This window comes from Natronincola peptidivorans (assembly GCF_900111615.1).
Lineage (GTDB): Bacteria > Bacillota > Clostridia > Peptostreptococcales > Natronincolaceae > Natronincola_A > Natronincola_A peptidivorans.
The window spans coordinates 73486-88410 of record NZ_FOHU01000005.1; the positions used below are offsets into that span (position 1 = coordinate 73486).

At 35.4% G+C, this 14925-nt stretch carries 15 protein-coding genes; all 15 read right to left on the minus strand.

What is annotated here, in order from left to right:
• Positions 1–107: 107 nt before the first annotated feature.
• The 15 genes from BMX10_RS07580 to BMX10_RS07645 all read right to left on the minus strand — a co-directional run bounded on the left by BMX10_RS07580 (position 108) and on the right by BMX10_RS07645 (position 14749).
• Positions 108–1028 carry a tetratricopeptide repeat protein gene (locus BMX10_RS07580; protein ID WP_090441821.1) on the minus strand — a complete coding sequence of 307 codons (921 nt, stop codon included), beginning with the start codon at positions 1026–1028 and terminating at the stop codon, positions 108–110.
• 248 nt (positions 1029–1276) lie between these two features.
• The gene (locus BMX10_RS07585) at positions 1277–2659 is read right to left on the minus strand and encodes a Na+/H+ antiporter NhaC family protein (RefSeq protein ID WP_090441824.1); all 1383 of its coding nucleotides are present in this window, start codon (positions 2657–2659) and stop codon (positions 1277–1279) included.
• A 132-nt stretch (positions 2660–2791) separates the two neighbouring features.
• Positions 2792–3634 carry a CvfB family protein gene (locus BMX10_RS07590; protein ID WP_090441828.1) on the minus strand — a complete coding sequence of 281 codons (843 nt, stop codon included), beginning with the start codon at positions 3632–3634 and terminating at the stop codon, positions 2792–2794.
• A 56-nt stretch (positions 3635–3690) separates the two neighbouring features.
• On the minus strand, positions 3691–4920 hold the full coding sequence (locus BMX10_RS07595; protein WP_090441831.1) for an aminopeptidase: 1230 nt from the start codon (positions 4918–4920) through the stop codon (positions 3691–3693).
• Between the two features lie 255 nt (positions 4921–5175).
• Positions 5176–5631 carry a DUF3788 domain-containing protein gene (locus tag BMX10_RS07600; protein ID WP_090441833.1) on the minus strand — a complete coding sequence of 152 codons (456 nt, stop codon included), beginning with the start codon at positions 5629–5631 and terminating at the stop codon, positions 5176–5178.
• 18 nt (positions 5632–5649) lie between these two features.
• Complete coding sequence (locus BMX10_RS07605; protein WP_090441836.1) at positions 5650–6108, minus strand: GyrI-like domain-containing protein; 459 nt, start codon at positions 6106–6108, stop codon at positions 5650–5652.
• Between the two features lie 65 nt (positions 6109–6173).
• A complete protein-coding gene (locus BMX10_RS07610; RefSeq protein ID WP_090441839.1) occupies positions 6174–7106 on the minus strand; it encodes a helix-turn-helix transcriptional regulator in 933 nt (310 codons plus the stop codon).
• A gap of 111 nt (positions 7107–7217) precedes the next feature.
• Positions 7218–8153, minus strand: coding sequence for an AEC family transporter (locus BMX10_RS07615; RefSeq protein WP_090441842.1), 936 nt, complete (start codon positions 8151–8153; stop codon positions 7218–7220).
• Between the two features lie 175 nt (positions 8154–8328).
• The gene (locus BMX10_RS17985; protein WP_170834732.1) at positions 8329–8496 is read right to left on the minus strand and encodes a hypothetical protein; all 168 of its coding nucleotides are present in this window, start codon (positions 8494–8496) and stop codon (positions 8329–8331) included.
• Between the two features lie 113 nt (positions 8497–8609).
• The gene (locus BMX10_RS07620) at positions 8610–9545 is read right to left on the minus strand and encodes an AEC family transporter (RefSeq protein ID WP_090441844.1); all 936 of its coding nucleotides are present in this window, start codon (positions 9543–9545) and stop codon (positions 8610–8612) included.
• Positions 9546–9752: 207 nt separating this feature from the next.
• Complete coding sequence (locus BMX10_RS07625) at positions 9753–10808, minus strand: Ldh family oxidoreductase (protein ID WP_090441848.1); 1056 nt, start codon at positions 10806–10808, stop codon at positions 9753–9755.
• On the minus strand, positions 10801–11478 hold the full coding sequence (locus BMX10_RS07630; RefSeq protein ID WP_090441851.1) for an RraA family protein: 678 nt from the start codon (positions 11476–11478) through the stop codon (positions 10801–10803). Before BMX10_RS07630 ends, BMX10_RS07625 begins: the two co-directional genes overlap by 8 nt.
• A gap of 88 nt (positions 11479–11566) precedes the next feature.
• A complete protein-coding gene (locus BMX10_RS07635) occupies positions 11567–13090 on the minus strand; it encodes a tripartite tricarboxylate transporter permease (protein WP_244272666.1) in 1524 nt (507 codons plus the stop codon).
• A 31-nt stretch (positions 13091–13121) separates the two neighbouring features.
• Complete coding sequence (locus BMX10_RS07640) at positions 13122–13592, minus strand: tripartite tricarboxylate transporter TctB family protein (protein WP_090441854.1); 471 nt, start codon at positions 13590–13592, stop codon at positions 13122–13124.
• 131 nt (positions 13593–13723) lie between these two features.
• On the minus strand, positions 13724–14749 hold the full coding sequence (locus tag BMX10_RS07645; RefSeq protein WP_090441857.1) for a tripartite tricarboxylate transporter substrate binding protein: 1026 nt from the start codon (positions 14747–14749) through the stop codon (positions 13724–13726).
• Between the last annotated feature and the right edge of the window lie 176 nt (positions 14750–14925).

A 14925-nucleotide genomic window follows, 5' to 3' on the forward strand; every position in this document is an offset into this window, starting at 1 on the left:
GGAATATTTTGCGTCTATTCATAGTCTCTCTTTCTCAATTTTATCTTTCCCTATTTAATGTATATACTTTCATTATAAAATCTAGAAAAAAGAAAAACAAGAAGATCCTATTCTTCAAACATCAGTTGATAAACTTCCATAGTTCTTAAAGGGTTTAATTCTTCATCTTGCTTCATATATTCAACTAAATCAGGGTCTAATTCTGTAGCAGCAATCAGGTCCCTCATGGCCTTTTCGTATAAATTCATCAAGGCATATAAACAGGCTCTATTGTAGTACAGTACTGCTACTTCTTTATTAAAGCCAATTGCTTTACTAAGAGCATCTACGCCTTTCTGGAATTCTTCCTTTTCTTTATAAATGATTGCTAGATTGAAATAGCTATATGGAAAATGAGGATTTTTTTCAATGGAATCCAAATAATAATTAATGGCCTCTTCACTCTTACCCATCTTTTTTAGTACTACCCCCATATTAAAGAGTGCTTTATAATGCTCAGGGTCCATTTCTAAGCCTTTTTGAGTCATTTCAAGTGATAGTTGATTTTCATTGATTTCTTCATAGATAGATCCTAGATTAATATGGGCCCAAAAATCTTCTGGATCTAATTCTATCACCTTTTTATAATACTGTGCAGCTACCTTCTTTTGTCCTATTTCATCATAGGCATTTGCTAAGAAAAAATACGCTCTATCATAGTAAGGGTCAATTTCTATAGCTTTTTTATAATATTTAATTGCCTTCATATATTTCTTTTCATTGTCATAGGCTATAGCCAAGCTATAATAGCCCCTAGCCTCCTGAGGATCGATATGTAACACTTCTTGGTACTTTTCCTTTGCGGCATCATACTCCCCTAACTCATCATAGATCAATCCCATATCTAATAAAAGATCTATATCTTCATTTCCGCCCTTACATCCATAAGCTTTTTGAAAAAAGTGCAGGGCCTTATCCAATTGATTTTCTTCTTTAAACTTATTTCCTATAATCTTATAGTTATCTAACATGTACTGATTATCCTTCATAACAGCTATCCCTTCCTATATACTTACCTAGTTTTCTTTTTGTCATTAGTATTTCTTAATTACTTATATTCTAATAAAGTTTTCAAATTAGTTATTTTATATACCTCACATTTATTATAACTACGCTTTTGCTGTTCTTCAACAAATTTTGATAAATATTTGCTTTTTCTGAAAAATAGGAAAATGCACCTACTGATTTGCAGATGCATTCATAGAAAATTTTTAAAAAAATGTATTTTACAGCTTAGTTACCAATTAGGCTCAACACCAGCTTGTTTTCCCTCTCTTAGCCCTCTGCCTACAATAACTGTTATGATTGGAAAGATGTAGCAAAGTACCGCATAGGGGATATAGCTTATGGCTGAAACACCAGTAATCATACTGATAATTAATGCATTGATATTCCAAGGGATTATTGGTGCTATGATGGTACCTGTGTCTGAAATGGTTCTAGCTAATACCTTATTATCTAAACCCAGCTGGTGATATTTTTCTTTGAATAGCTTTCCTGGAATGATAACTCCTGCCGCTTGATCACAGGTGACAATTGTCAATACGCTACTAATAATACCCGTCTTGAAAATTAATTGTCCTTTTGTTTTTGTACTAGAAATGGTTTTATTGATAACAAGATGAATCAATCCAGATTTTTCTAATATACTGCTTAGGCCAATGGCACCAGCAACAATTAATACTACCTCCAACATGGAGACCATCCCCCCACTATGAAGAATACTATTTAACTCTGCTGAAGCAGTGTTTCCTTTGTATCCAAAAACAATAGCATAGGCTAAGTCTAAAATAGACATTTTTTGTAATCCAAAACTTATAAATATTCCACTTACTAAACCTAAGGTTATTGTTGACAGCATCTTTATACCTACAATAGATAGGCATAAAACACCGATCGGTAGTAATAATAATAATGGCGAGATATAAAATTCTTGTAATATGGTGGCTTTGTATAATTCTAAGCTATCTATGTCAGCAGTGATGGAATATCTGCCGCCGATAAAATAATAAATCCCTGCCGTTAGAAAATATACTGGCATCAAGGTCTTCATCATGGTTCTTAAAGTGTCCCTATAGGTGGTTTCCATAGTGGATAGAGTAAGATTTAATAGTCCAGATATGGGAGAAATTTTGTCTGCCAGATAAGCGCCAGAAATAATCACTCCTAATAATACACCTTCCGGTATGCCAAATCCCCTGCCCATGCCTAATATAGCTATGCCAATGGTACTTATGGTACCTACAGCTGTGCCTATAAAAATTGCCATCACTGAGGTAAACAAAAAAGCAGAAAATAAAAAGTTCATCCCTTCCATATATTGAAACCCATAATAAATCATGGCAGGTACAGTTCCTGAGGACATCCAAATGGAAATAGTGGCCCCTATAAGCAGAATCAGTACATAGATTGATTTGCATTCCTTTATACCCTCTAACATCATATCTTTTAAGGCATACAAAGAAAAACCTCTTTTAGTCAACACCGCTATAGTCATTAGAATACTTCCTATAAACCCCCATACTAAAGAGACTTTAAAGAAAATACAACTTCCTATGAATAGTAGACTCGTTATACCTATATAGTATGCATCTTTTTTTGTTCCTGTACTTTTTTTCATCCAGCACCTCACGATTGTTGCTTCATCATTTGCGCATAAAAATATATCCTCTACTATTCATTAAAACATAACCAATTTGACTCCGTCAATTTGTTTTCGCTGGATGACACAACTAATAAAAGGATTCAATATTTATTTTTTCATCAATTCTATGCCCTTCTCTGTGAAGCTAATGATGCCTTCCTTCAACAGCCTTCCTGTTGCTCGTTTAAAAGCACGTTTGCTCATGTTTAATTCATCTTTTATCTTACTGGGATCACTGTTATCATTTAGAGCCAATGCTCCATTATTCACTTTCAATTTATTTACTATAACCTCTGCATCTTTATCCATTTGCTTATAGGCTTTTTCTCTTAAGCTTAAATCTAGTTTTCCATCCTCTTTCACCTTTGTTACTCTAGCCTCTATTTCGTCTCCTGCATCATATCCACCATATAGCTCCTGCTGCGGGATCAATCCATGATATTGATAATCAACGGCGACAAATCCTCCTAGCTCTTTATGAATTTGATAGATGATTCCGTGAACCTTATCCTCTTCTTTATAGGGAGATTCACTGCTGAGAAGCTTATAAATCTCCATGGTTGCACAGAGTCTATTGCTTTTATCTATGTACATACCTACTAAATAGTCTTCACCCTGTTGGACTCTTTTGGTTTGCTCTTTAAACGGTAGCAATAAATCCCTTTCTAATCCCCAATCTAAAAAAGCACCAATCTTTGTAACTTCTACTACCCTCAGAAGGGCGATCCTTCCTAGGGTAATCTTTGGTTTTCTTGTCGTGGCAACCATTTCATCCTGTGAATCTCTATAAACAAAGACCTCAATTTCATCTCCTACTTTGGCTTCCTCCGGTAGCTCTTTGCTAGACAATAGGATGCTTTCTCTATTGTTATCCTGCTGTGCTGCAAGGAATCCTCCATCTGAGGTGATTTTTACTATCTCTAGCTTCTGTATTATCCCTAATTCTATCACTTTGTCACCTTCTCTTCTCGTAATATCCTTCTTAAGTGGAGCTCTTGTTTTTTACATCAAAAGGCAAAATTTCCATCTTTAAATATGAGTATTTCCTTTCCTTCTGCAGTGATACCTATTATTTCAAGATCTGGTGTACCTATCATGAAGTCTTCATGTACTAAAGAATCATTGACACCTAATTTATCTAATTCCTCTTTGCTTTTGTTCTCTCCATCCTTTATACATACTGGATATGCTTTACCTAAGGCTAAATGACTAGATGCATTTTCATCAAAAAGCGTATTATAAAACAGTATATTAGCATTGGAGATAGGCGAGTTATAGGGTACTAGAGCAACTTCCCCGAGATAATGGGCCCCTTCATCTGTTTCCATGATCCCCTTCAAGGTGTCATAGCCTTTCTTGGCAGTAAAACCTACTATTTTTCCATCTTTAAAGGTAAAGGTAAAATCTTCAATCAAGTTTCCGTTATAATTAAAAGGCTTTGTGCTGACAACAGTTCCATTTACGCCATTTTTACTGGGGGCAGTAAATACCTCCTCTGTTGGCATATTAGCAATAAACTCTACGCCCTCAGGGGTATACTCAGAGCCTCCAATCCATAGATGTTCTTCAGATAGTTGTATTTTTAAATCTGTTCCCTGCGAATTTTTAAAGTGTAAAAGCTTGAACCTATTCGTATTTAAAAATTCTGTTCGTTTTTTAAGATTATCTTTATGCTGCTGCCAAGCATCAACAGGGTCCTCAGTATTTACTCTTACAGCCTCAAGTATAGCTGTCCATAGTTTTTGAACCGCCTCTTCTTCAGATAGATGAGAAAATACTTTTTTAGCCCAAGCTTTGGTTGGAATAGATGCTACACACCAAGTGTTTTTGTTTTCCATGAGTCTTTCTCTATATTCCTTTAAAGCGGTACTGGCGGTTTTCTGTGCTTTAGCTATCCTTGTGGCTGCTACATCCTTCATAAGCTCAGGATCTGAGGCAGAGATACTTAGGAAAGCCGCTCCTTCTGATGCGTAGGAAATATACATTTCCTTTTGCCAATTTGGAAATTCTTCAAAAACTTCTTCTGGAGCGTGTAGGTATTTTATTTTAGAGGTTAACTCATCCTTCCAATTTATTACTACATCCCTTGCACCCTCCTCATAGGCAATTCTTGCTATAATCCTAGTAAAATCAGCGGCTTCTATAGGAGAATGAATCATCAGGGTTTGATTCTTTTGGATGTTTATTCCTGTTTTCACCAGTAACCTAGCATATTTCTCTAATAGCATAGTATTCATCTTAAAACTCCTTTCCTTCTTACTTATTGTATATCATAGCATTTCTAATTTACCCTTATTATTGCTATTTTACACTTGGATTTATCCAAAGCTTTGATTATAAAAGCTATCGTATGTAAAACAAATCAATAGCATGGTCTTCATTATATATTAGACATATTTTTAATAAATCCTTTACTCTAAATCCAATTACACAAAAAGAACAAGGACCTAGGAGATCCTAAGTCCTTAATTATCCTATTCAGAAACATCAAATCATTTACTCTTGTTTAAGCCTTTGGGTGGATGCTTCATCAGCAGCAGCTGCTTCACATCCTCCAGCACTACCCCTTCCTTCACCTCAATCATCAGCCAAAGGGTTCCATTAAAGGGCTTAGCAGATCTTATTACCTCCAAAACCTCCGACTGAAATTCCTCTGCCATGGCTTCAATGATTGGTACCATCTCTAGTAAAACCACCAACAGTACAACAAAGCCTTCCTTTTCTGGGTATAGAGTACAAAGAGATTTGTTTGATTTTTTATATTTTATATTCCACCCAGGTTTCCCAGAGCATTTGCTATAGGCTATCTTAGGTGAAGTGTTGTAAGATTGTTGTATAAAAGTGTTAAAATCCTCCCATAGAAGCCTTTGGGGTTCATTGATATAAACAACTATCTCTTCATAGGTTGGTGTATATAAACCATCTAAAACTAAATCTCTTGTATTCATTATCCCACTCCTTACAGCTTATTTTAATGGAAACACAATCTTTGTTAAAAGCTCACTTTCTGGTACATCCATCGGTGAATTATAGTAAAACTCATAGGCTGCTCCTGTTGCTGTATGTCCATTGTCTTTCATCCACTGCATCATAGCATTGTATGTAGGTTCCATTTCCTTGTAAGGCCCTTTATACATACAGGATACCTGTTTTCCCCCTGGAATTTCACTGGCCTTAATCTCCCCTTTTCCCTCCAATGGCTTTGAGACGGGGAATCCCATTTCTACATCCAGATCCTGCATATCCATGTTGTAGTATGCAGCGAAAGCCACCCCTAATGGCTCTTCTCCTATTTCCTTTAGATACTGTAGAATCACTCCGTAGGCTTTACCTATCTCCTCTGATAGATTATCAACAGTAGTTCTTGTGCGAATAGACAGCACTGGTTGTATTGCTTCCTCAGTTAACTCAATTTTGTAATTCATTATAGTTACCTCCTTTGTTTTTCTAGATTATACCATTCTAAACATGACAACAGTTGGTCATGTTTCTAGAAATATTTTTTATAAACTTCTCCAGCTATTTTTCCCAGGTTGGATCGAATATGAGGAGGATTTATTACCTCTACCATCGTGCCAAAGCTTAGAAGAAATCCATAAAGTCCTTTGTTTTCTGGAAGTAACGTTTTTACCATTAGGCTGCCATCCTGACTTTTTATGGCATCCCCTTGAAACCAATCACCTACAATGTCCTCCACTTCTTTTTGAAAAATCAATTCTACCTCAATCATGTTATTGGACTGCTTCCAGTCATCCTCCCAGTAAAGCTGCTGAGGTTTTGCCTCTTTAGGTTGAAAGATTGTATCTAAAACAGATAATTCTTGTATCCTAATTAGCTTAAAATAACGAAAGTCCTCCCTCATGGAACACCATCCATATAAGTACCACTTCTGTCCCTTTAGCACCAATGAGTAAGGTTCAATTTTCCGTTCTGTTTTTTCTCCTTCTGCGTCTTTATAAATCAACTGAATCTCCTTATGGGTGTTTATCGCCTTCTTTATAGCTGCAATTTTCTCTTTAAAGGCTTCATTGCCTCCCCATGGAGATAAATCAATGATTAACTGATTTGCCTTGTTTTGAAGCTTTTCTAGCTGTGATGGCTCCATAGTATTTTCAAGCTTTCCAATAACAATCTCCTGTCTGCTATGAGGTATACTGCCTGCAACACCCTTTAATGTGGTAATAATTTCAGCCATATCCTCAGAGGTGAGAAGGCTTCTGTCTAGTCGATATCCTTCTGCAATGCCAATACCACCATTTACTCCTTGATAGGTTACAATAGGTATCCCTGCTAGATCTATTGCATCAATATCACGAAGGATCGTTCTAACAGAAACATCAAACATTTCTGCCAATTCTTTGGCTTGCACTCGTTCTTTTCTAAGTAGAACCACTAAAATCGATAATAATCTATCCAGCTTCAAATTCTTCACACCCTATTCTAAGTTTACAACCATATTATACCATAAAAACACCTGTCATAGATTTTAGACAGGTGTTGATTAATTTTCCATTATTAGAGGAAATTTAGTTTTTTATAAAAATAACATAAATAAGATGAATATTGCAATACTCATTACTGTACTTAAAACAACCGTGTTATTGGCTAATTCTTCATTTTCCTTAGAGCTATAACTGCCAACAAATATTGATAAAGATAGAGGCGGAGGTAAAATCAAAAATGTAAAATAGGCATAATTAAACATTTCACTTGATGGCATAATCCTATCAATGATCAAATATTTGGTAGCGTATCCTATTGTCAGGATAATCATCATACGAATTATATAAAATTTTATGCTTTGCTTCATATATCTTTTATTGAATCTCAAACCAAATCCTATAATGATTAGCATTAAGGGAGTTGCTAAATCAGCTAAGTACTGTACAGTGACATAAAAACCGTTTGGGATTGCATTACCTTGAATCCAATCCCCCAAATCAGCAATATTAAAGAACATTCCCAAGGCAATACTGATCATTAATGGTGAGAATAAAATATCCTTTGCCATACCCACAGAAAATTTCTCGTTTTTAAATCGCATGCGCATCGCTGGATAAAACAATATCCATATGAAAAACTCATGCCCCACTCCTATGATAGACAGCATCCCTAAATTCTCAATCCCAAAAACAGTTGTAAACAAAGGGATCCCTAGAAACCCAAAGGAAAACCCTGATGTGATAAAGGGCATTAATGGATGATGAAATTGTTGATAATTATTTAAAGCTAATCCTATTAAAAAGAAAATAATTAGTACAAGAAAGATTATTATAAACACTAGGAAATATTCCGCCATTAAATCCATGTTGAAAAATGCAATGAATAAAACAGCTGATAGTGCAATATTGATTACTACATTTTTTATTTCATCAATAGTCTTCTGATGAAAAAATTCCTTGTAACGAAGGTATTGGCCTAGTGAAATCAATAAGATAATTGGTATTATTCTCGCGATGATGTCCGTCATAATTATTATTTCTTCCTTTGCTTTATCATTATAGTCATATCTCCATATTATACTCCCGACATAATCTATTGTCAAATATTTCAACAGGCAAATAGTAGCCATCTACTTTTTATGCTATTATAGAATCAGTCTAATGCCAGCATACTTAAGTTCTGCCCTATACACTTTTTTGCCTCTATAGAATAGGCATAGGAATTCTTGCTGCATAAATTACAGCAACAAGGCTGACAGCACTATACATAGTAGAAAACATTACTGTTTGGGAAGAGAAATCAGGGTAGTTTGCATACTCAACAGCAATAAGTGCTATGTATATAACTGTAGGTACTACTGTTGAAATCATAAGGACCTGAGCCACAACGCCTGTTATACCAAATAGTTAGATCATCTCTTTAACTATTCCTTTCCAATTACCTGTATTAACCCTATAATATATTTCTGAATTAGTCATTTATATCATTGTAATAGCACCATATAAATAGGAATAATAAATGCACTGGCAATAGTAGTAAGGGTGATCATCACAGTGGCATATTCATAGTCGCCTTCATAGGCCTTCGCCACAATTGCTGCCTGCGCTAAAATGGGCATCGCCGCCTGGATGATAAAAACCTTCAGCATCAAGGATGGAATTGGAAAATAGATGGATAGTCCATATACTATCAAAGGTGAAATCAAAAATCTACCAAGAAATAATAGAATGCCATCAGTGCTAAGGACTATTTTACTAAAATCTACAGAATGAAAGGTCATCCCAATAAAGAGCAGAGATAAAGGTGTTGTTAGATTTCCTAGGTATCTGCTTGTATCTATTAAAAAGATGGGTAATCTAATTTCCAGAATTACAAGAACTATCCCAATAACAAATCCGATAATAGGAGGAGATAAAAGAGATTTAGCTGTAGCTATTGAAAAAATATTTTCTTTCACCTTTCCCCCATCGCCACTGATTTTCATAACCCCAATAGTCCAGAAAAATAATGTATTAGCAACATAATATAATAATGCATATGGAATACTATCTTCTCCAAACAATGCAATATTAACCGGTATTCCTATGAAAACAGTATTTGCAGCAGTAAACATAGTTTGAAATATTCCTCTTTTGTTTTTCTCTACAAAAAAATAGGAGAGTAAAATACTAATCATAAAACAGATTCCTATGGATAAAAATGGAATTATTAGCGCTGTAGTAGAGTTTAAAAACATCCCCTTTGTAAAGGAGGTTGTAAAGTTATAAATCATTAATGCTGGTAAAGAGACAGTTACAACTAATCTCGAGAAAATTTTTGATGTGTTATGATCAAACCAGCCTTTTTTTGTTAAGAAATATCCTACCAATATTAATGTAATGATACTTAGCATGCTTTGTACTGCGTTTAAAATAACCATAATCTAATACCTCCAATATAATCATTCCTCGCTTTGATCCGTTGCTGCACGGCTTCAGCCTTTGTGACAGAATACAACTAAATATCTTAAATATATATCAAGGGATCATCATAGCAAAGGCTTTGGCTAATTTTCAACATAGCCAAAGCCTCCTTATTATTACAAGAGTAATTCAATCTGTATTTACTCCTAATGAGAATTCTTGTTTTAAATGGTAAATGCCACATTCCATTTTTCTGCTAAAGCTTTTAAATCTTCATATACTACGCTAGATACTGGGATGCCTTCTTCTCGTCGTTTCATACTTTTTCTATGCTCAATTTCTCCAGGCATAAATATTTCTTCCACACCCTTTGCTTTTGGCGAAGTTTTTATTTCTTGGATCATTTGGTCTATTCGCGACTTAAATGATTCCACTTCAATATACTTTGAGATATCTAGAATTGCAAAACAATGTCCTACATTTTGTGGATTTTCAAAATCATTCCACATGTTATTTAAATGAGGTCCAAACATAGCTCCCGATAAAATACCGCTTAATATGTCAACAAGTAATGCTATGCCATAACCCTTCGGTCCACCAAAAGGTAATACCGTTCCTTCTAGTGCTTCTTTGGGGTCAGTGGTAACTACACCTTCTTTATTAATAGCCCAACCTTCAGGAATACTTTCATTTGTTTTTGCAGCCATAATAATTTTTCCTTGTGCCACAACACTGGTTGCCATATCCATGATAATTGGCAGCTGGTCACCTGCAGGTATCGCTACTGAAAATGGATTCGTTCCTAAATAAGCCTTTATTCCACCCCAAGGAGCCATAGTAGAAGGGGCATTCGTGGCAGCAAATGCTATCATATTTTCTTTTAATGCCTGTCTAGTGAAGTATGCTGCAGTTCCAAAATGATTTGAATGACTAACAGTAATAAAGGCAAATCCACTTTCTTTTGCTTTTTTTATTCCCATCTCCATCACCTTAACACCAGCAACGATCCCCATACTATTGCAGGCATTTAATGCCAATCCACCTGGAAACTCTTTTTCCACTTCAACCCTACACTTATTTGTCACTACTTTTTCTTCAATTCTCTTCATGTAGATAGGCATCCTGCTTACTCCATGGGATTCTACACCACTAAGGTCAGCATCCACAAGACTGTCTGCAACTAAAAAAGCTTCGTCTGCCGGCATTCCCTGAGCTTCATATAGCTTTTGACACAGGTCTCTAAGAGGTTCCCATTGGATGATCTTCATATTATTACTCAATGATTTCACATCCCTTCGCTTTTAGACTTTCATCTACCCAACTTCTGTCTATTGTTCCATTCTCTATTTCTTCAAATACTTTTACTTCATTTTGATTATGCTTTGTTCCTTTAGCCACAAGGTCTTCTGCATCTTCAGGTCTTATAACCACTACACCATCAGAATCTCCCACAATGATATCCCCAGGCAAAACCGCTTGCCCGCCACAGCTTACAGGAACATTGATTTCTCCTGGGCCATTCTTATATGGACCCTTTGGATTTGATCCTCGTGCATATACTGCAAAATCAAGATCTTTTAGTGCATCAACATCCCTTATACAACCATCAATTAGGAAGCCAGCTATACCCTTTTTCATTGCCAGTCTCATCATAATTTCGCCACATAATGCATGATTCATGTTGCTTTCTCCATCCACTACAATAATATCTCCTGGTTCTGCCATGTCAATAGCTTTATGAAACATTAGGTTGTCTCCTAAAGGTGCACGAACTGTCAATGCAGTACCTAGCAGCTTTGCTTCATTATAGGGCTTGATGTATGAATCTACACAAGTAATTCTTCCCATGTTATCTGCAATATTGGCAACTGGAATATCTGCAAAGGCCTCCACTAACTCTCTTGAAGGACGATTAATTTTTGTATAAATTCTAAATCCTACATTACTCATGTTTTATTCCCCTTTATTGTAAATTTTTATCCTTCTCCATCTATTGTTTATAGAGCTACCTATTATTTTTCTATTTTCTTTACGCATGCTAATTTTTAGCAGTATTATTTTTTTGAATTTTTTTCTGAGCATAATTCATCATTAATGGTGCAAATAATGCTAAAATAGTTAATACAATCAATACGATACTTATAGGACGCCCAAAGAAATAAGTCATTAGATTTCCTTTAGCCATAACCACAGATTGTTTAAAACTGCTTTCAGCTAATGGCCCTAAGATCATAGCTAGAACAACAGGTGCAGGATGAAAACCAGTTTTCCTCATAAAATATCCTATAACTCCAAATGTAGCCATTACATAGATATCCATTACACTATTATTGATTGCATAGGATCCTACTATTGAAAGTACTACAATAAGCGCTGATAGTATGCCGATTGGTATAGTTGATACCTTAACTATATGTTTAGCTATCAAAAGTCCTGTAATTCCCATTAATATATTCGCTATTAAAAATCCAAATATTACTGCATAGGTAATACCTGCATAATCAGAAAATAATGCATGTCCTGGGACAAGTCCCTGAATCAGCAATCCACCTAGTAATACAGCTGCTGCTGCACTCCCTGGTATACCTAAAGTCAATAAAGGTATTAGCGTTCCGCCAGTTACTGCATTGTTTGCGCTTTCTGACGCCGCAATTCCTTCAATACTACCCTTTCCAAACTTTTCTGGTTCCTTAGAAAATCTTTTTGCCTCGTTATAGCTTACCCATGAGCCTATGTCTCCACCAGCTCCCGGCAGTATTCCCACCAATACTCCTATAGCAGAAGATCTTATCATTGTTGGTACAATACTTTTAAATTCCTTCCAAGATGGCAGCACTGTTCCTTCAAGTGAATTAACATCAATAATTTTTTCTTCTTTTTTACCCTTTAACTTTGCAATTTTTTCTGATTGAATTAGTACTTGAGATATAGAAAACAGTCCAATCATGGCTGGTACCAGTGCAATACCTGACTCTAATGTCATAAACCCATAGGTGAATCTTGGATATCCATACATCAAATCCATACCAATCAAACCAATCAGTAATCCAAAGGCACCTGATGCAAGTCCTTTTACAAGAGAGTCTCCGGCTAAGCTTCCAATAATTGTTAATCCGAATATAGCTATGAGAAAATATTCCGGAGCATTGAACCTTAAAGATACTAAAGATAATGGCGGTGCAAGGAATAATAAAGCCAAAGCACTTATGGTTCCTCCTATCATGGAAGAAATAGTTGATATCCCAATAGCCTTTAACCCTTTCCCTTGTTTAGTTAAAGCGTATCCATCCAAAGCAGTTGCTGCTGAAGCAGGTGTTCCTGGAGTATGAAGTAGAATTGCTGAAATAGATCCTCCAAAAACTGCTGAGGTGTAAATTGCACTTAACATTACCAAACCTGCCACAGGTTCCATCCCAAAGGTTACAGGGATCAATAAAGCAATAGCCATAGTTGCACTTAATCCTGGTAAAGCTCCTATAAACATACCACCTATTGTTCCTACCAAAAGCGCCATAATTGTTTGTACTGTAAAAAACATTTGTACTATTTCAAAACCTACCACTAAGTATCACCCTTTCTATTAAAGAATCCTTCTAAAAAAACAGACCTTTTGGTAAACGTACATTTAATTGGAGAACAAACAAAAGATATATAAATAGATTAATACCTAGTGTATTAAGAATCATTATCTTCCACGACCTAACTTTAAATGTCCACATAAAGGACACCATAAATAAAGTAGTAGCAGCAAAGAATCCAAACAAGCTAATAACAACCACATATCCTGCAATCACCAAGAAAGTTAATAACGGCATTTTTATCTCTGTAAAGGTTAAATTTTCTTCTTTTTCTTTGGAAGAATCAGCATACTTATCATTAAGCACTTTTGTTTTTTTTATGCCTAAGAATAGAACATATAGGCTGAAAAATGCGAATAACGATAAAATGATTTTGGGAAATTGAGCAGGTCCTTCCGGCATAGTATAAACTTCTCTAAACATGGCAATTGAAAGAAGGAGCATGATTGTTCCAATATAGATATCATGATGAATAATACGTTTCATTTCTTCCCTCCTTAAAATAGTATACTTTCGGGAAGTCACACAGACTTATTTATACCTTGGTGATTCCCGAAAGTATGCTGGGTACTAAAATCTTACTTGTAAATTATTTATACGATGAAATTCTTTACTTTTTACCAGCCTAGCAAATCACTTATGTGTTTAATATTTTCTTCTACTTGTTTCACTTGATTATAATATTCATCGCCATATACTGCATTTACTTGTAATCCCATTTCTGCCATTCTTCTAATATGATCTTCATCTTCCATTGCTTTCGCAAAAGCATCAGTGATCTTTTCTAGTATAGCAGGATCCATATCCTTTGGAGCTGCAATACCTCGAGCAGAATAACCATAGATTTCACCATAGCCTGCTTCTTCAAGAGTTGGTACATCAGGTATGAAGTCCACACGTTCAGGTGCTAAAACTGCTAGGATTCTAATATCACCACTATTATGACCAGCAGTAGCCTCTCCAACATTTGATATTAATACATCTACATGACCACCTAAAACAGCTGCATAAATCTCATTTCCACCACCCATTTGTACAGTAGTAAAGTTTGTACCTAACTCATTGTTTAAGGTTAGTATCGCTATATGGTTGTCAGTACCAATACCAGTTGAAGTTGCTGTCAGCTCAGTTTCTTGAGCTAGCTTTATTACATCATCAATGTTCTCAAATCGGTTATCATCAGCTTTTACTGCAATTACATTATAGTCTGTAACATGATTAGAAATTAAATCAAAATCATCTATTGTATTTCTACGATTATTATTTGGGTTAAGGTAACCTGTAATAATAGCTGGGGTGTTGATGTATCCTAAGGTATATCCATCAGGATTTTCATTTACTAGATCTGCCCAACCTACCCAACCTCCTGCTCCTGGTTTGTTGATTACATTGATAGGAACACCCAATTCTTTTTCTACATATGGTAATAGAATGCGTGCACCTACATCTGTTCCTCCACCTGCTCCAAAGGATACAATAACATCAATAGGTTTTGTTGGAAAATCGTTCCCTGCTGTATTACCTTCTCCGCCTTCATTTTGACCTGCAGGAGCATCGCTTGTGCTAGAACACCCTACAGCAAATGCAGATATTGCTAGCATTAGTACTAATAACACTGTTATGAACTTTAAACTCTTTTTCATTATTATTTCCCCCTCATTTTTATTTTGTTTTGCTCTTTCATAAGCTACTTTACACTACCATTTTTTATATTTTTAGCAACAGTTCTCTCATTAATGGAGAATTCTGTTGTAAAATTACTATGTTAATTTTACTTTTACTTGATCTATAGTCCTTTAATGTCAGATGGTACTTTTAT

What these genes read in the sequence shown, in the direction of transcription:
- BMX10_RS17985 (WP_170834732.1), bottom strand. Translation starts at nt 8,496, where the DNA reads ATGATTTCAACAGTAGTACCTACAGTTATATACATAGCACTTATTGCT.
- BMX10_RS07580 (WP_090441821.1), bottom strand. Translation starts at nt 1,028, where the DNA reads ATGAAGGATAATCAGTACATGTTAGATAACTATAAGATTATAGGAAAT.
- BMX10_RS07645 (WP_090441857.1), bottom strand. Translation starts at nt 14,749, where the DNA reads ATGAAAAAGAGTTTAAAGTTCATAACAGTGTTATTAGTACTAATGCTA.
- BMX10_RS07640 (WP_090441854.1), bottom strand. Translation starts at nt 13,592, where the DNA reads ATGAAACGTATTATTCATCATGATATCTATATTGGAACAATCATGCTC.
- BMX10_RS07585 (WP_090441824.1), bottom strand. Translation starts at nt 2,659, where the DNA reads ATGAAAAAAAGTACAGGAACAAAAAAAGATGCATACTATATAGGTATA.
- BMX10_RS07630 (WP_090441851.1), bottom strand. Translation starts at nt 11,478, where the DNA reads ATGAGTAATGTAGGATTTAGAATTTATACAAAAATTAATCGTCCTTCA.
- BMX10_RS07600 (WP_090441833.1), bottom strand. Translation starts at nt 5,631, where the DNA reads ATGAATACAAGAGATTTAGTTTTAGATGGTTTATATACACCAACCTAT.
- BMX10_RS07605 (WP_090441836.1), bottom strand. Translation starts at nt 6,108, where the DNA reads ATGAATTACAAAATTGAGTTAACTGAGGAAGCAATACAACCAGTGCTG.
- BMX10_RS07595 (WP_090441831.1), bottom strand. Translation starts at nt 4,920, where the DNA reads ATGAATACTATGCTATTAGAGAAATATGCTAGGTTACTGGTGAAAACA.
- BMX10_RS07620 (WP_090441844.1), bottom strand. Translation starts at nt 9,545, where the DNA reads ATGGTTATTTTAAACGCAGTACAAAGCATGCTAAGTATCATTACATTA.
- BMX10_RS07615 (WP_090441842.1), bottom strand. Translation starts at nt 8,153, where the DNA reads ATGACGGACATCATCGCGAGAATAATACCAATTATCTTATTGATTTCA.